The 21,166-nt window shown below is 56.7% G+C and carries 31 protein-coding genes and 1 tRNA gene; 5 read left to right on the top strand and 27 right to left on the bottom strand.

The annotated features are described in order from the left end of the window. Positions 1–24 precede the first annotated feature (24 nt). From ACIQ39_RS01125 to secA, 4 genes are all read right to left on the bottom strand, one after another. On the bottom strand, positions 25–543 hold the full coding sequence (locus ACIQ39_RS01125; protein ID WP_396432761.1) for an NUDIX domain-containing protein: 519 nt from the start codon (positions 541–543) through the stop codon (positions 25–27). Between the two features lie 7 nt (positions 544–550). Continuing rightward, complete coding sequence (locus tag ACIQ39_RS01120; protein ID WP_396432760.1) at positions 551–1,441, bottom strand: ATP-binding protein; 891 nt, start codon at positions 1,439–1,441, stop codon at positions 551–553. Continuing rightward, entirely contained in the window at positions 1,438–2,667 is a 1,230-nt protein-coding gene (gene argJ, locus ACIQ39_RS01115) for a bifunctional glutamate N-acetyltransferase/amino-acid acetyltransferase ArgJ (RefSeq protein WP_396432759.1), read from the bottom strand. Before argJ ends, ACIQ39_RS01120 begins: the two co-directional genes overlap by 4 nt. A 78-nt stretch (positions 2,668–2,745) precedes the next feature. After that, positions 2,746–5,493 (bottom strand): preprotein translocase subunit SecA, encoded by a 2,748-nt coding sequence (gene secA, locus ACIQ39_RS01110; RefSeq protein ID WP_396432758.1) that lies wholly within the window; start codon positions 5,491–5,493, stop codon positions 2,746–2,748. Positions 5,494–5,732: 239 nt separating this feature from the next. Between secA and ACIQ39_RS01105 the strand changes: the two genes are divergently transcribed. Continuing rightward, on the top strand, positions 5,733–6,035 hold the full coding sequence (locus ACIQ39_RS01105; protein ID WP_396432757.1) for a hypothetical protein: 303 nt from the start codon (positions 5,733–5,735) through the stop codon (positions 6,033–6,035). Positions 6,036–6,119: 84 nt separating this feature from the next. Here the strand turns inward: ACIQ39_RS01105 and ACIQ39_RS01100 are convergent. The 6 genes from ACIQ39_RS01100 to petA all read right to left on the bottom strand — a co-directional run bounded on the left by ACIQ39_RS01100 (position 6,120) and on the right by petA (position 10,273). Beyond that, positions 6,120–6,195 (bottom strand) — tRNA-Thr (locus ACIQ39_RS01100). Between the two features lie 54 nt (positions 6,196–6,249). After that, on the bottom strand, positions 6,250–6,699 hold the full coding sequence (locus tag ACIQ39_RS01095) for a ClpXP protease specificity-enhancing factor (RefSeq protein WP_396432756.1): 450 nt from the start codon (positions 6,697–6,699) through the stop codon (positions 6,250–6,252). 43 nt (positions 6,700–6,742) lie between these two features. After that, positions 6,743–7,354 carry a glutathione S-transferase N-terminal domain-containing protein gene (locus tag ACIQ39_RS01090; RefSeq protein WP_396432755.1) on the bottom strand — a complete coding sequence of 204 codons (612 nt, stop codon included), beginning with the start codon at positions 7,352–7,354 and terminating at the stop codon, positions 6,743–6,745. Positions 7,355–7,446: 92 nt separating this feature from the next. Then, complete coding sequence (locus ACIQ39_RS01085; protein WP_396432754.1) at positions 7,447–8,211, bottom strand: cytochrome c1; 765 nt, start codon at positions 8,209–8,211, stop codon at positions 7,447–7,449. Between the two features lie 20 nt (positions 8,212–8,231). Then, positions 8,232–9,665: a cytochrome bc complex cytochrome b subunit gene (locus tag ACIQ39_RS01080; RefSeq protein ID WP_396432753.1), complete on the bottom strand. Its 1,434-nt coding sequence runs from the start codon at positions 9,663–9,665 to the stop codon at positions 8,232–8,234. A gap of 11 nt (positions 9,666–9,676) precedes the next feature. Beyond that, positions 9,677–10,273: a ubiquinol-cytochrome c reductase iron-sulfur subunit gene (gene petA / locus ACIQ39_RS01075; protein WP_396432752.1), complete on the bottom strand. Its 597-nt coding sequence runs from the start codon at positions 10,271–10,273 to the stop codon at positions 9,677–9,679. A gap of 136 nt (positions 10,274–10,409) precedes the next feature. On the opposite strand from petA, the gene mscL reads away from it, so the two are divergent. Then, on the top strand, positions 10,410–10,841 hold the full coding sequence (gene mscL, locus ACIQ39_RS01070) for a large conductance mechanosensitive channel protein MscL (protein WP_396432751.1): 432 nt from the start codon (positions 10,410–10,412) through the stop codon (positions 10,839–10,841). Between the two features lie 16 nt (positions 10,842–10,857). On the opposite strand, the gene pdxA is transcribed toward mscL, so the two are convergent. Then, a complete protein-coding gene (gene pdxA / locus ACIQ39_RS01065; RefSeq protein WP_396432750.1) occupies positions 10,858–11,907 on the bottom strand; it encodes a 4-hydroxythreonine-4-phosphate dehydrogenase PdxA in 1,050 nt (349 codons plus the stop codon). Between the two features lie 18 nt (positions 11,908–11,925). Continuing rightward, on the bottom strand, positions 11,926–12,678 hold the full coding sequence (locus tag ACIQ39_RS01060; RefSeq protein ID WP_396432749.1) for a Nif3-like dinuclear metal center hexameric protein: 753 nt from the start codon (positions 12,676–12,678) through the stop codon (positions 11,926–11,928). A 147-nt stretch (positions 12,679–12,825) separates the two neighbouring features. On the opposite strand from ACIQ39_RS01060, the gene ACIQ39_RS01055 reads away from it, so the two are divergent. Continuing rightward, complete coding sequence (locus ACIQ39_RS01055) at positions 12,826–13,986, top strand: S1C family serine protease (protein WP_396432748.1); 1,161 nt, start codon at positions 12,826–12,828, stop codon at positions 13,984–13,986. Positions 13,987–14,175: 189 nt separating this feature from the next. Here the strand turns inward: ACIQ39_RS01055 and tatC are convergent, their stop codons facing one another. The 12 genes from tatC to ACIQ39_RS00995 all read right to left on the bottom strand — a co-directional run bounded on the left by tatC (position 14,176) and on the right by ACIQ39_RS00995 (position 19,018). Then, positions 14,176–14,964 carry a twin-arginine translocase subunit TatC gene (gene tatC, locus ACIQ39_RS01050; RefSeq protein WP_396432747.1) on the bottom strand — a complete coding sequence of 263 codons (789 nt, stop codon included), beginning with the start codon at positions 14,962–14,964 and terminating at the stop codon, positions 14,176–14,178. 42 nt (positions 14,965–15,006) lie between these two features. Further along, complete coding sequence (gene tatB / locus ACIQ39_RS01045) at positions 15,007–15,474, bottom strand: Sec-independent protein translocase protein TatB (RefSeq protein WP_396432746.1); 468 nt, start codon at positions 15,472–15,474, stop codon at positions 15,007–15,009. Positions 15,475–15,501: 27 nt separating this feature from the next. After that, a complete protein-coding gene (gene tatA / locus ACIQ39_RS01040) occupies positions 15,502–15,744 on the bottom strand; it encodes a Sec-independent protein translocase subunit TatA (protein WP_396432745.1) in 243 nt (80 codons plus the stop codon). A 107-nt stretch (positions 15,745–15,851) separates the two neighbouring features. Next, positions 15,852–16,208 (bottom strand): histidine triad nucleotide-binding protein, encoded by a 357-nt coding sequence (locus ACIQ39_RS01035; RefSeq protein WP_396432744.1) that lies wholly within the window; start codon positions 16,206–16,208, stop codon positions 15,852–15,854. 26 nt (positions 16,209–16,234) lie between these two features. Continuing rightward, positions 16,235–16,597 (bottom strand): DUF4870 family protein, encoded by a 363-nt coding sequence (locus ACIQ39_RS01030; protein ID WP_396432743.1) that lies wholly within the window; start codon positions 16,595–16,597, stop codon positions 16,235–16,237. A 45-nt stretch (positions 16,598–16,642) separates the two neighbouring features. Continuing rightward, on the bottom strand, positions 16,643–17,035 hold the full coding sequence (locus ACIQ39_RS01025) for a phosphoribosyl-ATP diphosphatase (RefSeq protein WP_396432742.1): 393 nt from the start codon (positions 17,033–17,035) through the stop codon (positions 16,643–16,645). A 5-nt stretch (positions 17,036–17,040) separates the two neighbouring features. Further along, positions 17,041–17,430: a phosphoribosyl-AMP cyclohydrolase gene (hisI, locus tag ACIQ39_RS01020; protein ID WP_396432741.1), complete on the bottom strand. Its 390-nt coding sequence runs from the start codon at positions 17,428–17,430 to the stop codon at positions 17,041–17,043. Positions 17,431–17,483: 53 nt separating this feature from the next. Beyond that, positions 17,484–17,810 (bottom strand): type II toxin-antitoxin system RelE/ParE family toxin, encoded by a 327-nt coding sequence (locus tag ACIQ39_RS01015; RefSeq protein ID WP_396432740.1) that lies wholly within the window; start codon positions 17,808–17,810, stop codon positions 17,484–17,486. Continuing rightward, positions 17,807–18,076 carry a type II toxin-antitoxin system ParD family antitoxin gene (locus ACIQ39_RS01010; protein ID WP_396432739.1) on the bottom strand — a complete coding sequence of 90 codons (270 nt, stop codon included), beginning with the start codon at positions 18,074–18,076 and terminating at the stop codon, positions 17,807–17,809. The genes ACIQ39_RS01015 and ACIQ39_RS01010 overlap by 4 nt, the downstream gene beginning before the upstream one ends. Positions 18,077–18,264: 188 nt before the next feature. After that, positions 18,265–18,516: a DUF2442 domain-containing protein gene (locus ACIQ39_RS01005; RefSeq protein WP_396432738.1), complete on the bottom strand. Its 252-nt coding sequence runs from the start codon at positions 18,514–18,516 to the stop codon at positions 18,265–18,267. Then, on the bottom strand, positions 18,488–18,616 hold the full coding sequence (locus ACIQ39_RS01000; RefSeq protein WP_396432769.1) for a hypothetical protein: 129 nt from the start codon (positions 18,614–18,616) through the stop codon (positions 18,488–18,490). Before ACIQ39_RS01000 ends, ACIQ39_RS01005 begins: the two co-directional genes overlap by 29 nt. A 189-nt stretch (positions 18,617–18,805) precedes the next feature. Next, positions 18,806–19,018: a Txe/YoeB family addiction module toxin gene (locus ACIQ39_RS00995; RefSeq protein WP_396432768.1), complete on the bottom strand. Its 213-nt coding sequence runs from the start codon at positions 19,016–19,018 to the stop codon at positions 18,806–18,808. Between the two features lie 211 nt (positions 19,019–19,229). On the opposite strand from ACIQ39_RS00995, the gene ACIQ39_RS00990 reads away from it, so the two are divergent. Continuing rightward, positions 19,230–19,421: a hypothetical protein gene (locus ACIQ39_RS00990; protein ID WP_396432737.1), complete on the top strand. Its 192-nt coding sequence runs from the start codon at positions 19,230–19,232 to the stop codon at positions 19,419–19,421. Between the two features lie 159 nt (positions 19,422–19,580). On the opposite strand, the gene ACIQ39_RS00985 is transcribed toward ACIQ39_RS00990, so the two are convergent. Continuing rightward, positions 19,581–20,075, bottom strand: coding sequence for a GNAT family N-acetyltransferase (locus tag ACIQ39_RS00985; protein ID WP_396432736.1), 495 nt, complete (start codon positions 20,073–20,075; stop codon positions 19,581–19,583). Continuing rightward, the gene (locus ACIQ39_RS00980) at positions 20,072–20,344 is read right to left on the bottom strand and encodes a DUF1778 domain-containing protein (protein ID WP_396432735.1); all 273 of its coding nucleotides are present in this window, start codon (positions 20,342–20,344) and stop codon (positions 20,072–20,074) included. Before ACIQ39_RS00980 ends, ACIQ39_RS00985 begins: the two co-directional genes overlap by 4 nt. 109 nt (positions 20,345–20,453) lie before the next feature. Here ACIQ39_RS00980 and ACIQ39_RS00975 point away from each other — a divergent pair, with 109 nt between their 5' ends. Further along, a complete protein-coding gene (locus ACIQ39_RS00975) occupies positions 20,454–20,681 on the top strand; it encodes a hypothetical protein (protein ID WP_396432734.1) in 228 nt (75 codons plus the stop codon). Here ACIQ39_RS00975 and ACIQ39_RS00970 read toward each other — a convergent pair. After that, on the bottom strand, positions 20,660–21,055 hold the full coding sequence (locus ACIQ39_RS00970; RefSeq protein ID WP_396432733.1) for a hypothetical protein: 396 nt from the start codon (positions 21,053–21,055) through the stop codon (positions 20,660–20,662). The genes ACIQ39_RS00975 and ACIQ39_RS00970 overlap by 22 nt on opposite strands. Between the last annotated feature and the right edge of the window lie 111 nt (positions 21,056–21,166).

The raw sequence follows: 21,166 nt of genomic DNA, 5'->3' as shown, positions 1-21,166 counted from the left end.
GGCCGACTTGCACTTGGGTGTGCTTTAAGTCTTGCGCTCATGCGTGCCCACAACGTGGGTGGCCTCATGGGTTTTACCGGTAAATTGGCGTTCCTCTGCCAAGCAAGCCAACACCGGTAGGGTGCCCGGCAACACCGGCACCACCGCCACCGGCAAAGTCTGCCACGCATGGGATTGCGCTTCGCGCATCTGCAAATCACCCCGCCAATCCCAGACTTTGCAGAAGTGCAAACGCACCAAGGCATGCGGGTAATCGACCATCTGGGTTTTCCAGACTTGCGCTGCGCCAATGGTGATGCCCAGCTCTTCTTGCAACTCACGGCGCAAGGCTTGTTCGACCGTCTCGCCGGGCTCCAATTTGCCGCCTGGGAATTCCCAATAGCCCGCATACACCTTGCCCTCGGGGCGCGAGGTCAGCAAAAACAGGCCATTGGCCTGCAGCAGCACACCCACCGCCACATCGACCACGGCACGCGCTGCCAAGCCTGTACTCAGGTCTTCGCGTGCGCGTTCGCCATCGGCCACCAGCAGGGCTTGGCTCATGTGGGGTTCAGGCCTGAGCCGCTTGGCGGCCCATCATGTCGCGCGCGAACTGGTAAGCCACGCGGCCGCTGCGCGAACCGCGCTCCAAAGCCCAGAGCAGGGCGTCAGGGCGGGCAGCGGCTATTTGTGCGGGCGTCGCACCCAGGGCACTGAGCCACTGCCCGGCAATCGTCAGGTACTCGTCTTGCGAGAAGGGGTAAAAGCTGATCCACAGGCCAAAGCGTTCAGACAAGGAGATTTTTTCCTCCACACCCTCGCCCGGATGCACTTCGCCGTCTTCGGTGTGTTTGTAGCTGAGGTTTTCGCTCATGTACTCGGGCAACAAGTGGCGGCGGTTGCTGGTCGCGTACACCAGCACATTGGGGGTGGAAGCCGCCACCGTACCATCCAAAATCGACTTGAGCGCTTTGTAGCCGGGCTCGCCGTCCTCAAAGCTCAAATCGTCGCAATAGACCATGAACTTTTCGGGGCGACTGGCCACCACCTCAATGATGTCGGGCAGGTCGGTCAGGTCTTCCTTGTCCACCTCAATCAGGCGCAGGCCTCGGGGCGCGTAAGTGTTCAGGCAGGCCTTGATGAGCGAGGACTTGCCGGTGCCACGGGCACCGGTGAGCAGCACGTTGTTGGCCGGACGGCCTTGCACAAACTGCTCGGTGTTGCGTTGCAGTTTTTCTTTTTGGTCGTCGATTTCTTTCAGATCGGCCAGCGCCATGGCCGCCACATGGCGCACCGGCTCCAGCACACCATGGCCCGACGAACGCTTGCGGTAACGCCAGGCAATGGCCTGCGTCCAGTCGGGCGCTGACAGGGGCTGGGGCAAAACCGACTCGATGCGGTCCACCAACTGGCTGACTTTGGCCAGCAGTTGGTCCAGGGCGGAGGTGGCGGGTGAATTCATGAACGGTAATCCGCGTTGATGGTGACGTAGTCGTGGCTCAGGTCGCAAGTCCATACGGTGTCGCTGGCCGTGCCCCGGCCCAGGCCCACGCGCACGGTGATCTCGCTGCCCTTCATGACGCGCTGGCCGTCTTCTTCGCGGTACTCGGCGCGGCGACCGCCTTGCGAGACCACATGCACATCGTCCAAGTGCAAGTCGATCAGGCCCTGGTCCAGGTCCTCAATGCCTGCATAGCCCACGGCGGCCAAGATGCGACCCAGGTTGGGGTCGCTGGCAAAAAAAGCGGTTTTGACCAAGGGCGAATGTGCAATGGCATAAGCCACCAGGCGGCACTCCTCGGCCGTGCGGCCGCCCTGCACTTGCACGGTGATGAACTTGGTCGCGCCCTCGCCATCGCGCACGATGGCGTGTGCCAGCTGGCGTGCCACTTGCATCAGACCTTGGACCAAAGCTTGGCCGTCAGCGCTGTCCCAAGAGGTGATGGGCATGTGACCGGCCTGGTGCGTGGCGATCAGCATGAATGAATCGTTGGTCGAGGTGTCGCCGTCGATGGTGATGCGGTTGAAAGAGCCATCGGCCAGCCGCTTGGCCAGCGCAGGCAACAAGGCCGGATCAATGCAAGCGTCGGTGGCCACAAAGCCCAGCATGGTGGCCATGTTGGGTCGGATCATGCCCGCTCCTTTGCTGATGCCGGTGATGCTGACGGTCTTGCCGCCCACGCTCAGCTGCACGCTGGCCGCCTTGGGCACGGTGTCGGTGGTCATGATGCCTTGGGCCGCTTGTGCCCAATGCGCGGCTTGCGCGTCGGCCAGCGCGCCAGGCATGCCAGCCACGATACGCGCCACCGGCAGCGGCTCCATGATCACACCCGTTGAGAACGGCAAAATTTGCTCAGGCGCGCATTGCAGCAAGCTGGCCAGCGCTTCGCAAGTCTGGCGGGCATGCGCCAGGCCAGGCGCACCCGTGCCCGCATTCGCATTGCCGGTGTTGATGACCAAAGCCCGCACGCCACTGCCTGCGGCCAGGTGCTCGCGGCAGACTTGCACAGGGGCAGCGCAAAACCGGTTGCGGGTGAACACGCCCGCCACACTGGTGCCTGCGTCCAGCAAAAACACCGTGAGGTCTTTGCGATGGGCCTTGCGCACACCGGCCTCGGTAACGCCGATGCGCACCCCAGCGATGGGGCTGAGTTGGGCGGGGTCCAGGGGAGGCAAATTCACCGGCATGGGGCATCCTTGGGGAAATACGTTTGAGGCTTCACACGGACACAAGGGGCCAAAGCCCGCGCCATTCGCATCGCGCCTTCAGGCGAGTTTGCCGTGGCAGTGCTTGTACTTTTTGCCGCTGCCACAGGGACAAGGCTCGTTGCGTCCGACTTGGCCAACGGCTTGTTGCAAGCCCGCCAAGTTGGCCGACACCGTTTGCGGCTCCCCGGTCTCGTCGGGGGCACTGTAAGTCACATTGCTGATTCTCTCGGCACGCTCTTCGATGGATTGCGCTGCCAATTGCATCTGATCGCCCGAATCGATGCGAACCTTCATGAGGCTGCGGGTCACATCGTTTTTGACGGCATCGAGCAATTGGCCAAACAACTCAAACGCCTCGCGCTTGTATTCTTGTTTGGGTTGCTTTTGCGCATAACCACGCAAATGGATCCCTTGGCGCAAATAATCCAATGCACTCAAGTGATCGCGCCAATGCGTGTCTATGCTTTGCAACAAAATCATGCGCTCGAATGAAACAAAGCTCTCCGCACCGACTTGATCCAGCTTGCTTTGAAACTTCGCGTTGGCAGCGTTCAGCACCGTGGTCACAATGTCTTCGTCCGTGATGGCACTGGCTGCCTGAACCTGGCTTTGAATGTCCAAAGCCATGTCCCACTCTTCCAACAAGACCTTTTCCAAGCCGGGCAAGTCCCACTGCTCCTCCACCGACTCCACTGGCACGTACTGGCGCACCAGATCGTTGAAACACCCCTCGCGCAAGGCGTTGATCTGGCCGTCCATGCCTTGGGCATCCAAAATATCGTTGCGCTGTTGGTAAATCACTTTGCGCTGATCATTCGACACGTCGTCGTATTCGAGCAGTTGTTTGCGAATATCAAAATTACGGGCCTCCACTTTGCGCTGCGCACTTTCAATGCTGCGCGTGACCATGCCTGCTTCGATGGCTTCGCCCTCGGGCATTTTCAACCGGTCCATGATGGATCGCACACGGTCACCCGCAAAGATGCGCATCAGCGGGTCGTCCAAGCTCAGGTAAAAACGCGATGAACCCGGGTCGCCTTGGCGGCCTGAGCGGCCACGCAATTGATTGTCAATGCGCCGAGATTCGTGCCGCTCGGTAGCGATGATGCGCAGACCGCCCAAGGCTTTGACCTGCTCGTGCACGGCTTTCCAAGCCTCGCGCAACTCAAGCACTTTGTCATGCCGTGCTTGTTCGGTCAAACTCTCATCGGCTTCTGCGGCTTGCACGTCTTTTTCGATGTTGCCCCCTAAAACGATGTCGGTACCCCGGCCCGCCATGTTGGTGGCAATGGTGATCATGCCGGGACGACCCGCTTGGGCCACGATGTCGGCCTCGCGGGCATGTTGCTTGGCGTTGAGCACTTGATGCGGCAGCTGCGCCTGGGTCAGCAAGTTGGCAATCAACTCCGAGTTTTCGATCGACGTGGTGCCCACGAGCACAGGTTGACCGCGCGTGTGGCATTCACGGATGTCGTCAATCGCAGCGTTGTAGCGCTCTTTTGATGTCTTGTACACGCGGTCAAGTTGGTCGGTGCGCTGGCTTTTGCGGTGCGGCGGAATGACCACGGTCTCTAAGCTGTAAATTTCTTGAAATTCGTAGGCTTCGGTATCGGCCGTGCCTGTCATGCCGCCGATCTTGCTGTACAGCCTGAAGTAGTTTTGAAATGTGATGGAGGCCAGTGTCTGGTTTTCGGCCTGAATTTGAACGCCCTCTTTGGCCTCGACGGCTTGGTGCAGGCCATCACTCCATCGGCGTCCCGTCATCAAGCGGCCCGTGAACTCGTCGACGATGATGATTTCACCCTCTTGGACCACGTAGTGCTGGTCACGGTGATACAAATGCTGCGCACGCAAAGCCGCATTCAAATGGTGCATCAGTGTGATGTTGGCAGGGTCGTAGAGGCTTGCACCCTCTGGAATCAAGCCCATTTGCGCCAGCACTGTTTCGGCCTTTTCGTGGCCCTGTTCGGTCAAAAAGATCTGATGGGCTTTTTCATCCAAAGTGAAATCGCCAGGGGTGATGACGCCTTCGCCCGTACGCGGGTCTGCCTCCCCCTCTTGACGAGTCAGCAAGGGCACGACTTGCTGCATCTGCATGTAGGTGGCTGTGTGGTCTTCAGCTTGCCCGCTGATGATCAAAGGTGTGCGCGCCTCGTCAATCAAGATCGAATCGACTTCATCGATGATGGCGTAATTCAAAGGGCGTTGCACGCGGTCATGGGCTTCATAGACCATGTTGTCACGCAAATAATCAAAGCCGTATTCGTTGTTCGTGCCGTAGGTGATGTCCGAGTTGTACGCGCTTTGTTTTTCTTCTCTGGGCATTTGCGGCAAATTGATGCCCACCGACAGACCCAGAAACTCATACAGCTTGCCCATCCACCGCGCGTCGCGACTGGCGAGGTAATCATTGACCGTCACGACATGCACGCCTTTGCCCGAAATGGCATTCAAATAAGCGGGCAATGTCGAGGTCAGCGTCTTGCCCTCACCCGTTCGCATTTCGGCAATTTTGCCGTTGTGCAGGGCAATGCCTCCCGCCAACTGCACATCAAAGTGGCGCATTTTCATGACACGCTTGGAGCCTTCGCGCACCACGGCAAAAGCTTCGGGCAGCAGTGCATCTAGGCTCTCGCCCGCTGCTGCACGGTCCCTGAAGTTTTGCGTTTTGGCCTTCAACTCGTTGTCGCTCAAACTTTCAAGACCGGCCTCCAACGCATTGATGCGTTCAACGGTTTTGCGGTATTGCTTGAGCAAGCGGTCATTGCGACTGCCAAAAATTTGGGTAAGGAATGGGATGGCCATGTCTATGAGATCTACCTTCAGCACTGGGCCAAAATACAGACCGTCTATCCTGTCAGGTTAAAAGTGTTATGAAATCTGGGCTTTTCTGGCACAGTGCCCTATCGCCCTCGCAGACCACCCTCGCACAGGCAGCTCAATCGGGTGATTTTAGCCGCTTGACACGCCCAATTCTTAACCCTTTTCAAGGCACTTTTCCCGTTCCACGGGCATGGCCAGATAATCCGATCTCACCGCCCACCATGCCAAGACGCCACCATGCCATCCCCCTGCAGCAAGCGGCCCAAGAGGCGCCCGCGCTGTCTGTCTTGATGGGCCGTGTGCGTGACTCCTGCGCACGCCTTCAAGCCATCCACGGCTTGCTGCCTGTCCCTTTGCGGTCCAGCGTTCAGGCGGGGCCGTTCGAAGACGGCACATGGTGCCTGTTGTGCAGCTCAAACGCTGTAGCAGCGAAATTGCGTCAACTTCTACCGGCCTTTCAGGCGCACCTGCAATCACAGCAATTGGGCGTTGTCTCGATCCGCATCAAAGTTCAAAACAAATGACTGCCCTGCTTGCTTTGGCCACTTGCAGTCTTGGTCTTCAGGGACAAAAAAGCCCCGGACTCTGAGAGACCGAGGCTGGTTTGATGGTGCCGCTTGTCGGATTCGAACTGACGACCTACCGCTTACAAGGCGGGTGCTCTACCAACTGAGCTAAAGCGGCAAGGCCTGAATTCTAACGCGCCTGTGCTCAGACTTGGCTCGGGTCACCAATTTTTTATTTCACCCGCTTGAGCGCAGGCCGCACTGGCGTGGCCGCGTTGGGGGTTGGTTTGTCGTCGTCGCCCTCCTTCAGGGGGCTGGGGTTTTCAACGCTTGTCAAAGATGCAGGGGCAAGCTCGTCGTCATTGACTGGAAAAGCCATGCCCTGGCCATTTTCTCGGGCATAAATGGCCATGACGCGGTGGATAGGCACCATGATCTCGCGTGGTTTGCCGCCAAAGCGTGCCTTGAACTCAATGAAGTCATTGCCCAACTTCAGCGAGCTGGTGGCGTCCATGCTGACGTTCAGCACAATCTCACCACCTTGCACGTACTCGCGCGGCACCTGTACTGAGTGGTCGACCTTCACAGCCACGTAAGGTGTGAAGCCATTTTCAGAGCACCAATCGTAAAGAGCGCGAATCAAATAAGGGCGGGTCGATGGCAATTCGGTTTTGCTGATCATGCGGTCTCCTTCGGCTCCATTATTCACCCGAAAGCGCCAAATTTTATTTGCGCATCACTTTTTCCGATGGGGTCAGCGCTTCGATGTAAGCGGGGCGTGAAAAAATCCGCTCAGCATATTTGAGCAAGGGCGCTGCATTTTTGCTCAGTTCAATGCCGTAGTAATCCAGACGCCACAACAATGGGGCAATGGCTACGTCCAACATTGAAAAATTGTCCCCCAGCATGAATTTGTTTTTCAAAAACACGGGTGCCAACTGGGTCAGGCGATCACGGATGTGCGAGCGCGCTTTTTCAAGTGCTTTGTCGTTGCCTTTGAGCGAACGGTTTTCCAGGGTCAACACATGGGTGAAGAGTTCTTTTTCAAAGTTGAGCAAGAACAGGCGCACACGGGCCCGGTCCACCGGGTCGCCGGGCATCAATTGGGGATGCGGAAAACGCTCGTCAATGTACTCGTTGATGATGTTGGACTCGTACAAAATCAAGTCGCGTTCCACCAAAATGGGCACTTGCCCATAGGGGTTCATGACATTGATGTCTTCCGGCTTGTTGTAGAGGTCCACGTCACGGATTTCAAAATCCATGCCTTTTTCAAACAGCACAAAGCGGCAGCGGTGAGAAAAGGGGCAAGTCGTACCAGAATAAAGCACCATCATGGTGGAGGCTCCTCAAAAAATTAAAAAGAGTGGGAGGCCGCAAGGGCCTGCCACTCCAGAGAACCTGACCTTGTAGCCAGGTGAAAGATCATTTACTTGATATCTTTCCAATACGCGGCATTCAAACGCCAAGCGATAAAGGTGAAGACCGACAAGAAAATCAACACCCACACACCAATGCGGACACGGTCGTTTTGACCGGGCTCAGCCATCCACTGCATGTACCCAGCCAAATCACCCATGGACTGGTCAAATTCCAGAGGTGTCATGGTGCCGGCTTTGACGGTATTCCAGCCTTTGAAGACCTGAACTTTTTGCCCGCGCTCCATTTGTTCTTCAAAGATGGGCTCTCGCTCTCCTTGCAGTTCCCAGAAAGGGTTGGGCATTCCCACATTGGGATAAGCCAAGTTGTTCCAGCCCGTGGGCTTGGTCTCATCACGGTAATACGTGCGCAGGTAGGTGTAGAGGTAGTCCACGCCCGGGCCTGCTGGACCAGAACGGGAACGCGCCATCAGGGTCAGGTCGGGCGGATTTTTGCCAAACCAGTCTTTGGCTTGAACCGGGTTCATCGCGACCTTCATGGTGTCACCCACACGATCGGTTGAAAACATCAAATTGTCTTTGATTTGCTGCTCTGTCAAACCAATGTCGGTCAGGCGGTTGTAACGCATGTAGGACGCCGAGTGGCAATTCAAGCAGTAGTTGGCAAACAGCTTGGCGCCATTTTGCAAAGCCGCCAAATCATTGGTTTTGTGCGGCGCTTGGTCCAAGGCAATACCGCCACCAGCCGCTTGGGCACCGGCCAAGAAGCCCAGCGCCATCACAAAGCCCAAGGCCAGTTTTTTAAAGTTTTTCATGTTCTAGATTCTCCAAGATCTCAGTGAGGCGTGAAGGTCACACGGTCGGGCACTGTTTTAAAAGTACCCAACTTGCTCCACCATGGCATCAAGAGGAAGAAACCGAAATAGCCCAGCGTGAACATCTGTGAAACACGTTCTGCGATGTCTTGTCCAGCGATGTGACCCCAGACACCTGGCGCCTTCACACCCAAGTAGCCGAGCACCACAAACATGAGGACAAAGGCGGCATAGATGTACTTGTGCCAGCCCGGACGGTAGCGAATCGACCGGACAGGGCTGTAGTCGAGCCATGGCAAGAAGAACATGATGATCACAGCACCGCCCATGACCACGACGCCCCAAAACTTGGCGTCAATGGACAACATCAGGGCACAGATCAAGACCGCAGCGCCCACCACAGCCGCTTTGAGAAATGAGGGCAGTTTGCCTTTGGCCACAGCCAACACGGCACCGATGACCACGCAAGCCACCAACACAAACATCATCTCGTTGGTGATGGCGCGCAACATGGAGTAGTAAGGCGTGAAGTACCAAACCGGAGCAATGTGCAAAGGTGTGGTCAAGGGGTCGGCTGGAATGAAGTTGTTGTATTCCAGAAAATAGCCGCCCATCTCGGGAGCGAAAAACACGATGGCCGTGAATGCCAGCAAGAAAACGCCCACCGAGAAAATGTCGTGAACCGTGTAGTAAGGGTGGAAGGGAATACCATCCAAAGGATTGCCGTTGGCGTCTTTGGGCGCATCCGCGGCCTTGATCTCGATGCCGTCAGGGTTGTTTGAGCCCACTTCGTGCAACGCAATGATGTGCGCCACCACCAAGCCCAACAACACCAAAGGTACAGCAATGACATGGAAGCTGAAGAAGCGGTTCAGGGTGGCATCGCCCACCACAAAGTCACCGCGAATGAGCAAGGCCAAATCAGGGCCGATGATGGGAACTGCTGAGAACAAATTCACGATCACCTGCGCTCCCCAGTAGGACATTTGGCCCCAAGGCAGCAAGTAACCCATGAAGGCTTCGGCCATGAGCACCAAGAAAATGGCGCAGCCGAAGATCCAGACCAATTCGCGTGGTTTGCGGTAGGAGCCGTAGATCAAGCCTCGGAACATGTGCAGGTACACCACCACAAAGAAAGCCGATGCGCCTGTCGAGTGCATGTATCGAATCAACCAACCCCAAGACACATCGCGCATGATGTACTCAACCGAGGCGAAAGCCAAATCGGCATCCGGCTTGTAGTGCATGGTCAAGAAAATGCCGGTCACAATCTGAATGACCAAAACCAACAGCGAGAGTGCGCCGAAAACATACCAAAAATTCAGATTTTTGGAAGCGTAATACTCAGAAAGGTGGTCTTTGTAGAGCTTGGATGCAGGAAAGCGGTTGTCTACCCAGTTGAGCAGCTTCTCGCCTGCAGGCGCGTTTGGAGAAATTTCTTTGAATTCAGCCATGTTGTTCTCCATCAGGCCTTTTTGTCTTCGCCAATGAGCAGCTTGGTATCCGACAGGTACATGTGAGGCGGCACTTCGAGGTTGTCGGGTGCTGGCTTGTTTTTGAACACGCGTCCAGCAAAGTCAAATGTAGACCCGTGGCATGCGCACAAAAAGCCTCCGTTCCAGTCGTCTGGCAGCGAAGGCTGAGGGCCGGGCGCAAACTTGTCAGCGGGCGAGCAACCCAAATGCGTACAAATGCCCACGGCCACCAAGATTTCGGGCTTGATCGAGCGATGGCTGTTCTTGGCGTATTCAGGCGTGGGGTAAGCGGTACGGTCCGAGGCTGGATCGGCCAGTTGTGCCTCGACTTTTTGGAGGGATTCGAGCTGCTCTGGCGAGCGCTTCATGATCCAAACGGGTTTGCCGCGCCATTCGACGGTGAGTTTTTCACCCGGGTTGAGGGCGGAGATGTCTACCTCAACAGCCGCACCCGCCGCTTTGGCACGTTCGGAAGGTTGAAAGCTGCTGACGAAGGGCACGGCCACAAAGCCAGCGCCTACAGCACCAGCGCAAGTGGAGGCGATAAGCCAAGTCCGCTTGCTGTTATCGACTGGGGTGTCACTCATGGGATTCCTCTAGCGAGACGTTATCAGGGTCAACCCGGGATTGTAGCGGAGTGAGTGAAGTCAAAGACTTACAAAACAATAAGCGTGGATTGGAATAGGTCACAATAGACATCTCTTTTATTAATGAGGCTCTAAGATGTCTTTTTCTCAAGAATTCAAATCTTTTGCACTGAAGGGCAATGTCATCGACTTGGCCGTGGGTGTGATCATTGGCGCGGCATTTGGCAAAATTGTCAGCTCATTGGTCGATGACCTCATCATGCCCGTGGTCAGTTTGGTCTTTGGTGGTCTTGATTTCGCCAACTATTACTGGGCTTTGTCAGGGCAAGCAGCGGGCTTGCCTTTGCTTGAGGCCAAAAAGCTGGGGGCAGTTTTTGCCTACGGCAACTTCATCACCGTGGCGATCAACTTCTTCATCTTGGCCTTCATGATTTTCATCATGGTGCGCCAAATCAACCGCCTCAAATCTGAACAAGTTGCCACACCGCCCGTTGAGGCCCCGGTGGTGACCCCTGAAGATGTGTTGCTGCTGCGCGAAATCCGCGACAGCCTCAAACCCAAGGCCTAAACTGGTCGAGCCAGCGCTAGGCGAGCATCTGGCGCGCCATGCGAATGGCTTGGATCATGCTGCTGGCGTCTGCTTGACCTTTGCCCGCCAAATCCATGGCGGTGCCATGGTCCGGGCTGGTCCTGACCAGCGGCAAACCCAAAGTGACATTCACGCCTTGCTCCACGCCAAGATACTTCACGGGAATCAAGCCTTGGTCGTGGTACATGGCGATCACCACATCAAACTCGCGCTCGCCATTGGCTCGCCTGCGCGCCCGCATGAACACGGTATCGGGTGCCAAAGGACCGTGGACATCAAGCCCCTCTTGACGCGCCACGGCCAAACACGGTTGCAACACATCGATTTCTTCGCGGCCAAACAGCCCCCCCTCACCTGCATGGGGGTTGACACCCGCCACAGCCATGCGCGGCCTGCGGCCCAACAGGCTTGACAACGCAGCATCGGTGATGCGCAATGTTTGCAACACGGCATCGAAGGTGATGGCATTCAAAGCGTCACGCAAAGACACATGGATGCTCACCAACACCGTGCGCAACTCGTCGTTGGCCAGCATCATGCGAACAGGCATGCGCTCGATCGGCACGCCAAGGTGCAGGGCTGCCTCGGCTTGTAACAACTCGGTATGTCCTGGGTATTGGTCATAGGGTGCGCCTGCAGCATGCAGCGCTTCCTTGTGTAACGGGGCCGTAACCAAAGCGGCCACCTCGCCACGCAAGGCCGCTCGAGTGGCCCACAGCACGGCCTCACCGGCCAAGCGCCCCGCGCGCGCGTCCACCTGCCCCCAAGGCAACACAGGTGCCACAGCCAGCACTTGAAGCACGGGTAAGCACCTGGGCGGCACACCAAGGGCTTGTGCTGGCGTGTCAATTTCACACACCGGAAAGCGTGGCCCAGACGACAACAAACCCATGGCACGGCGCATCACGCCCACATCGCCCGCGACAAAACAGCCCTGGCTTATTTCGGGGGCATCGCGCCATGCCCGGGCGATGATTTCTGGCCCAATCCCGCAGGGGTCGCCTAGCGTGATGGCGATGGGCAGATTCGTTGGCAGCTTATTCATCTTGGCACATCCACCCAGTCAAGCCGGGTTGTCGATTTCAATGAAACGGTGCGCAATACCCAAGGCCTTTGCAATGTGGCCCGCCACCGCTGGGGCGCCATAACGCTCTGAGGCGTGGTGCCCACAAGCCAAAAAGGCCACCCCTGTTTCACGTGCCAGATGGGCTTGGGGTTCCGAAATTTCACCCGTGATGAACACATCGGCACCGGCGGCAATGGCCGATTCGAAATAACTTTGCGCCCCACCCGTGCACCATGCCACCCGCCGCACCGGGCCCGGGGCCTGGGCAACGCATGTCACCGAGCGGCCCAGCACCCGGGCCACATGGTCGGCCAAAAACTGAGGGCTGGCCCAACTTTGCGCACCCGCACCGATAAAGCCCAAGTCCTGTTCGCCAAAGCGTCCGTCGGCGCGCAGCCCCAACAACCGGGCCAACTGGGCGTTGTTGCCCAGTTCGGGGTGCGCGTCCAAAGGCAGGTGGTACGCGAACAAATGCACGCCATGCGTTAACAGCAAGCGAATGCGCTCACGCATCCAGCCCGTGATGCGGCCATCTTGTCCACGCCAAAACAAACCGTGGTGCACAAAAATGGCATCGGCTTGGGCTTCAATGGCCGCTTCTATCAAAGCACGGCTGGCCGTGACACCGCTGACCAGCAACTTCACGGCACGATCACCCTCGACTTGCAGCCCATTGGGGCCGTAGTCACGAAATTTTTGGGGCTCAAGCAAGGCATCAAAGGCCTCGCCCAAGGTTTTGCCATCGGTCATGTTGCATCTCAAATGTGTTGGTCTGTCGATTGTGGCGCAGGTTGAAAATGGCCACGGGCATCTCGTCCCATGCACCTTGCCTCCAAATTGGGGCAATCCAATTCAAACGGCCATGCCTGGCTGCTGAATGGAGGACAATCAGACTCCATGAAACGTTATTGGCTTTTATTTTCTCAGTGGGTCACCGTGCTTTTCGCCGTGTGGTTTGTTGTGGCCACTTTGCAGCCCGAATGGTTGCGCGGCGCACAGCAACAAGCCAAGGGCATGACTTTGCTGCAAGCGCCTGCCGCCAACCATGGTGACCGTTCTGCTGGCAGCTTGAGCGCGCCCGCCCAAAGGGCCTCGCCAGCGGTGGTCAGCATCAACACCAGCAAAGGCACAGGCCGCAGGCCGCACGACCAAGACCCTTGGTTCCGTTTCTTTTACGGTGAGCAAGAAGAGCAAAACCCAGCAGGCTTAGGCAGCGGTGTGATTGTCAGCCCAGAGGGGCACATCCTGACCAATAACCACGTGATCGAAGACGCCGACGACATTGAGGTGGTGCTCAGCGATGGCCGCAAAGCATTGGCCAAAGTGATCGGGACCGACCCGGACACCGATCTGGCCCTGCTGCAAGTGCCTTTTGACAAACTGCCTGCAATCGTCTTGGGCCAATTGAACGACCTGCAAGTGGGCGATGTGGTTTTGGCCATTGGCAACCCTTTTGGCGTGGGTCAAACCGTGACATCAGGCATCGTCAGTGCTTTAGGCCGAAGCCAATTGGGCATCAACACATTTGAAAACTTCATCCAAACCGACGCCGCCATCAACCCTGGCAACTCTGGAGGCGCACTGGTTGACGTGAACGGGCACCTGATGGGCATCAACACCGCCATTTTTTCGCGCTCGGGCGGCAGCATGGGCATTGGGTTTGCTATCCCAATTTCGACAGCCCAACAAGTGATGCAAGATTTGCTTGAAAAAGGCAAGGTTGTTCGAGGTTGGATCGGGGTGGAACCCCAAAACCTTTCAGCCGAGTTGGCCGAGACCTTTCAACTCAAGCCGATAGGCAACGATATCAAAGCCTCTGGCGTGGTGATCACCGGTGTCTTACAAAATGGACCGGCGGCCAGAGCGGGCATTCGACCGGGGGATGTGATCACCCAGGTCGCCAAACAGCCGGTTGGCAATGTCTCCGATCTGCTCAACGAGGTGGCCAAGCTCAAACCCGGTCAACCAGCCGATGTGATGGTTTGGCGTCAGCAGGCTGAGTTGTCTTTGAGGTTGACCCCCGATGAAAGACCATTGCCTAAAAACAGGCAACGCTGACGCTCGCATCAAAGATTTGGCCCGCTGATGATGAAAAGTGAAAGCAGCACCCGCTGAAGTGGGCCGACGGCTGCAGCTGCAAACCTCGCGGGCTCAGGCCCGTCAATGGCTACACAAGCTGTTTTTCAAGCGTCTCTAAAGCTCGGTTCAGCGAGTTGCTGGTGTCAAGCACTTCATTGCAGCGCTCGATCAAGTGGTTTCAGACTCGGATTTTGGAGCTTGCGTGTTTTTGATGAAGATTTGCGCGGCCCAGATGCCCAATTCGTAGAGCAAGCACATGGGAATGGCCAAGGCCAACTGAGAAACCACATCGGGCGGCGTGACAATGGCGGCGATGACAAAAGCCAACACCACAAAATAGCCCCTGAAGTCTTTCAGCTTTTGAATGCTGACCACACCCATGCGGGCCAGCACCACCACGGCCACCGGCACCTCAAACGCCAGACCAAAAGCCAAAAACATGGACAAAACAAAGCTCAAATAGGCTTCGATGTCAGGCGCTGCGGTGATGCTTTTGGGTGCAAAGCTCTGAATGAAACTGAAAACTTGGCCAAACACAAAGAAATAACAAAAAGCCACGCCCACAAAAAACAGCAAGGTGCTGGACACCACCAAGGGCATGACCAATTTTTTCTCATGGTTGTACAGGCCTGGCGCAATGAAGGCCCACACTTGGTACAACACCACTGGCAGTGCGATAAGAAAGGCGCTCATCAACAAAATTTTGAGCGGCACCATGAAAGGCGAGATGACCGAGGTGGCGATCAAAGTGGCCCCTTTGGGCAAATGCACCACCAAGGGGGCCGCCAAAATGTCATACAAGTTGCCAGGCCCGGGGTAAATGGCCAAGGCCACAGCAGCCAGGGCCACTGCGGCAACGGCCCAAATCAATCGGTCACGCAACTCGATCAAATGCGCCACAAATGGCTGCTCTGAACCTTTGAGTTCGTCGTCGGGTTGGGAAGGGGTATCGGACATTTGGAGGTCGGTTGGACGGTGCGCACTGCAGGTGCGCCATCGTCACACAGAATTGAAGGGCTTGGGCCGGTAACGGGCCACGCGTGCGGCACCCGAAAGCGCTTTGGTGCGCACCCCGGAGCGGGCCTTGTACCACTGGGGCATGGCACCCCGCTTCAAACGCCAATTCTTCTCAGGATGTTTGTATACCGGAGCCAAAGGCTCGATGGAGGGCAGATCGCCCGTCAAACCCGCTGTGGTTTCTGCCCAGTCTTTTTCAAAATCAGAAGCCGTGGTTTGCACCGACTGCTCGACATCGCGCGCCGCCGACTCCATGGTTTCTTTCATTTTTTTGAGCTCTTCCAAGTCCATAGACCGATTGACCTCGGCCTTGACATCTGACACATAACGCTGCGCCTTGCCAAGCAAAGCACCCAGGGTTCGGGCCACCTTGGGCAGCTTCTCAGGGCCGATGACGATCAACGCCACCACCCCAATCAGGGCCATTTTTGAAAAACTCAGATCCAGCACGGTGTTGCGTTCAGTGGCTCGAAAAAATCAAGACTTGGTCTTGGCTTCGACGTCGATGGTGGTCTTCTCGGCCTGGACCGATGATGCGACCTGAGCCGCAGCCACAGGGGTCTCATCTTCGGCTTTGTTTGCGCCTTCTTTCATGCCATCCTTGAAACCTTTGACGGCACCGCCCAAGTCAGAACCCATGTTTTTGAGTTTTTTGGTGCCAAACACCATGACCACAATCAAAAGCACGATCAACCAATGCCAAATTGATAAAGCACCCATGAAAATCTCCTGTTAATCGACTGATTCTAAGGGGATCGTCACCCGACACTGGATCGGCCCTCATGGGAGAAGGATTTGGCAGAGAAACCCCCGGTTTTTAATCCCCATCAGGCCCGCAGCCAAGGTCGTGGGCCGCCCATGACGTGCATGTGCAAGTGGTGCACCTCTTGGCCACCCTCGGCACCGTTGTTGACCACGATCCGGAAACCGCCTTCGGGATAAGGCTTGCAACCCTCTTGCAAGGCCAGCTTGGGGGCCAACGTCATCATGTGCCCCAGCAAGGCCGTGTGCTCTGGCCCCAGCTGCGCCATGGACGGGATGTGCAGCTTCGGGATGATCAAAAAATGGATGGGCGCCCAAGGCGCAATGTCGTGAAAAGAGAACACGTGTTCGTCTTCGTACACCTTGCGAGAGGGAATCTTGCCCGCGATGATTTTGCAAAATAGGCAGTTGGCGTCGGTCATGGCTTGATTGGATTGAGAAAAAGAGTTCAGTCGGTCACCGGTCGCTGCCCGTTCAGGCGCACCATGCCCAGCACGATGCGGTACAAAAACCAGATGGAAATGCCCACCCAGGCCAGCCAGCCGGGGAAAAACATCAAGAGCCACAAAGGTGCTGTGATCAAGTACATCAAAGCGGCCCAAATCACAGTGCGGATGCGGTAGCTGAAATGCGTGGCTTCCCAGCCTGCGGTGTCGCCTTTTTTGACCAAATCGATGATCAGCGCCACCACCAGCAAGGCCGGGCCCATCTGGGCACCCGGAATCACGGCGCTGACTGCCACGATCAGGTGCAAGATGTAGCTGACCCAGCTGGTGGTGTGGGTGCTGTCATCGACGGGTTGGTCGTTCATGGTTTGTTCGCTCCAAGGTGAAATCTATTCGCCCAAGCGTGCAATCTATTCGCCCAAGCGCTCGCGCTCTTGCACTTTGCGCAGGGCTTTTTCTTCCAGGCCGCTCAGGCCTTCGCGGCGGGCCAACTCGTTGACCACGTCGGCGGGCGTCAGACCATAGTGCGCCAGCGCGATCATGCTGTGAAACCACAAATCGGCCACCTCGCACACCAGCTTGGACGCATCGCCGCCGTGCTCCACGTCTTTGGCAGCCATCACAGTTTCGGTGGCTTCTTCGCCGATTTTCTTCAAAAAAGCGTCCGGCCCCTTGTGCAGCAGGCGGGCCACATAGCTGGTCTCGGGGTCGCCACCGTTGGCCGCTTTGCGGCTTTCGATGATGGCGGCCAGACGCGCGAGCGTGTCTTCAGAGGACGGGGCCAAGGTGTCGGTAGAACTCATCGCGTTCACTTGTAAATGGTTTCAGGGTCCTTCAGGACCGGGTCCACAGCCTGCCAGCCGTCTGGCTGCAAGCTCTGGAAAAAGCAGCTGTGGCGACCCGTGTGGCAGGCAATGCCCGGCTCGTGCCCCAGCTGGGTGATTTTCAGCAAGACCACATCGTTGTCGCAATCGATGCGGATCTCGTGCACCGTCTGCACATGGCCCGACTCCTCGCCCTTGAACCACAGCTTGTTGCGCGAGCGGCTGAAATACACCGCCCGCTTGAGCTCGGCCGTCTTTTGCAGCGCCTCGCGGTTCATCCAGGCGAACATCATCACATCGCCGGTGTCTTTTTCTTGGGCGATCACAGGCACCAAGCCTTTGTCGTCCCATTTGATGTTGTCGAGCCAATTCATAGGGGGGTGATCTTAAGTGATTGACTGTGACGTTTTCATAAACCTGCAAACCCTCAATGGGGCACGCCATCGTCCGAATCGTCGGCCAGCAAAGACTCATAATCCTGCCCTCCGTAAAAGATGCCCAAGATGGATACCCACCCTGCATCTACTGCAAAAGCAATCACTGCGCGTTTTTTGTAGTGTGTGATGCGCAAACCAGTCCGCACATCGTCGCGTTTCATGCCGCGCTGAGGAAAAATGCTCAGGCTTTCGCAGTAGCTCACAATGGCTTCGGTGTAGCGCAAAGCAATACTAGGCGAGGCCTCGGATGCGATGTACTGGTAAAGGTCAGCAATTTGTTCCAAAGCCTCGGGCGAAAAGACAACCCGGTGTGTCATTGCAACTTGGTGTGCTCTTGTGCAAGGCGCTCACGCACCTGATCCACCGTGACAGCTCTCGTTGGATCAGCCTTGAGTGCATCGTAAGCCGCACCGACTTGATGCGTCAGCCAAGACTCAATGGCGCGGTCTCGGCTTAGAAGTGCGCGAAGACCTTCGCGAATGACTTCGCTTTCTGTCGCGTACTCGCCTGCACGCACTTTCCTCTTGATGGCATCGGCCATCTCATTGGGCAATGTGATGCTCAGTTGTTGAGTGGTTCGCATGACGGGCCTTTGAGTGAGTAGGATTGAATCTTATCAAAACAGCCATCACTTTGAATTCTTTGACCCAGCAACCAGCATGCCTCAGTAATGCAGCCTCAATTGGGCGATTTGCAGCTGATCCTCAGGCAAAAGTGATCTGACCATCACATCCTGCGTGAGGGGAACGGGTTTCGGCAACGGTTGCACAATCAGCTGCGCGACATGAGCGGAAAATCTTGGGGCCTGCGAATAGCGCTAACGGATAGGTCTATGTCCAGGCTCGGCCAATAAAGGTGATCTGGAGTAGGACGCTCAACGTGGGTGATTTGCGCCACCGTGGCTTGTTTAAACCAGGGGAATTGTTCATAGGACAACAGCAACTCCTCGTCGCCAAGGCGCATCCAGAAGCCATGGCGAGAGATGTTGGTGACCTCAGCCGCCAAAGTGATGGTTCCATGCATCTTCAATTTCCTTCATGTGTGCTTGAACAACGCCTTGCGCGTCAGTGATCTGGCGGGGTGACAGGCCCGTGGATGTCGCCAAGTGAACAACGGGGGTCAGCCAGAACTTGGCCTCTCCATCTGGATGTGCGACATGGAAGTGGATGCTTGGCTCTTATCAGGAGAAGAAGAACAACCGGTAAGGTCCATCGCGTACAACGGTAGGTGCCATCCTTCGACTCTAGCGGATTCGTCGGCAACATCCAAGCTGCTTCCACAAAATCCGGTGCGATTCATACCGTTGCGCCGCTTATTCATGGTGTGACCACATGCGAAGAACTTTGACGATTTTTTGCTCCTGGAGAACTTCGTACACAAGGCGATGCTGGATATTGATTCGCCATGAACAGGCGTCCGATAGATCGCCTACGGGCTTTTCATAAGGGGGTGGATTTTGAAATGGGTTTTCTTGGATGATGGCCAGCAGTTCTTGGGCTTTGCCCTTCAGCCCGCTGGCTGACAGTTTCTGCGCTTCTTTTTATGCGTGCTTGGCATCAAAAACTTTCCAGCTCACCCGTCGAGCGCCTTGGCGCATGTGTCCGGTGCTTGGGCCATGCCTTCTTTGGTCGACTCACGCATGCCTGGCACTTGGGGAGCGCCCAAGTGGCACGAGGGGCCCAGCTTATGTGGAATGTGGAACAACGCACTGCGCTGATCCATCGCATTCAGGACTGTTGTCTGAATTGGGCATTGTGCTGCCTCTGAAAGCTGCCACTGTGCGCTGCCATGCGCACATGCACCGCGAAGACTTGCCCGGCTGGTGCAACACCGACGCAGCCGATGCACTGAGCGAGTTGAGCCTCTGGGATGAACGTGTCAAGCAGTATGACCACCACATTGAGCAAGCCACCAAAGAAGATGTGTGATCACGCCAACTGATGCAGTTCGCAGGCATTGGCCCGACCACTGCCACTGCCACTGCCACTGCCACTGCCACTGCGGCCACAGTGGAGAAAGGCCGAGACTTTGCCGGCGGGCACCCATTCTGCGTCTGGCTAGGACTGGTGCCGGCCCTGTGGGGAAAATCAAGCCTTGACGCTGTTCAGGCGCAACATCAGCGTCATGGGGTGTGTTGGCGATTCCTGAAACCCGTAGTGCTTATAAAACGCTTTGGCCTGTTCGTGCAGCGCATGAACCAGCAAGGCGCGAACGCCGGTGTTTTGCGACACGGCAATGGCGCGATGGACCGCGTCCTGCAACAGTGCCGCTCCCAGTTGCATGCCTTGTGACCGACGATCCACCGCTAGCCTGCCCAGCACCATGACGGGAATCGGGTCGGGCATGTTGCGCCGCACCGAAGGGGTGGCCATCTGGTGCACGACCGCGCCAGCGGCCAAGGCATAAAAACCGCGCACCCGCTGTTCATCGTCAACGACCACAAAGGTCCTGCTGGCCCCGCTCAGATGGTTGTTCAGCGCCCGGCGTTTCAGCCACTCATCCAGCGCAGGCTCACCGCACTCGAAGTCGCCCAACAGGTGCGCAGCCGCCAGTGGCTGCGGGGCTGACAGGCTCAAGCTCATGTGGCTTGACTGTCCCACGGGGCCTTGACGGCCATCAGCCGCTCAAGACCCGCATTGGCACTGGGCGGCGCGTCGAGCAGGGCGGTGAACTGCTGGAACTTTTCCGCATCCAGTCCAAAAAACACTTGGTCGAGCAATACCGATTGCGCACGCTCACAAGCGGCTTCCAGCATGAAGTCAGAACGGTTCTTGCCCAGCAGGGTGGCGGCGTGATCAATGAGATCTCGCTGTTCCGGCAAGGCACGCAAATTGATGGCTGCGGCGCGCATGGTGACCTTTCGTGTGTATGCAGTGGCTACGAATGGCAGGCACGGGTGTAGCTGTTGTCAATACGTCGGCGGTATCTCATCCGCAAGCATCCAAGCTCAGTTGGAGGGCTTGGACGGCCTCAACAGCGAAGGCTCATTCGGGTTTCGCCTCGACGTGATGCCAGTTGACGTCAATCACAGAACAGCCCTGCAGCGTCAATTTATGAAGCAAGGTGCAGCAAAGTCATTGACACGTTCCGGCGGCGGCATTCTGATGCTGCTTGTCCGTGACCAGCAACTGGTTAAACCACGCCCGTCGCTTGCATCGCATCAAATTCACGGCGCAGTGTCCATGTGAAGCGCAAGCAGTCTGCAGGCGGATTCAGGTGCGCGAGCAATATGAAATTGCAACGCGCCGAGCCTCTCCGAGCGCGCGTTGATCCAGTAACCCTGGTATTTGTAAGATGGCGGCAAATCTTTCGATTGAATTGAAATGCGCTTGTGCTGAGCGAAGCGAGCAGTCGAAGCTGCTTTGATGTTCGTAATTTTTCCGAGGCTTTCTACCGTGCGCTGCAAAGGCTCAACAACCTCGGACTGGATTGTGAACAAGGCTGCCAGTTCCTCAGTCTTGCCTTCCGCAAGAAGACTCACGGCGTGCATGCCGCACGATTCTTCTGCGGCAGCACCAGACGCGGCGGCAACGAGAAAAATGGGCCAGAGTGCGTATCGCATATGCATAGATTCAATGCCGCAAAAAGTGGTTTCACACCTAGCGTTTATCCACCGCGCCAGCAAGGCCCGCCAGCGGCGATGACGTCATTCGCGGTTGATGAACCATGTTGA

It is taken from the genome of Limnohabitans sp., assembly GCF_044361645.1.
GTDB lineage: Bacteria > Pseudomonadota > Gammaproteobacteria > Burkholderiales > Burkholderiaceae_C > Limnohabitans_A.
This window is presented reverse-complemented; position numbering and strand designations above follow the sequence as displayed.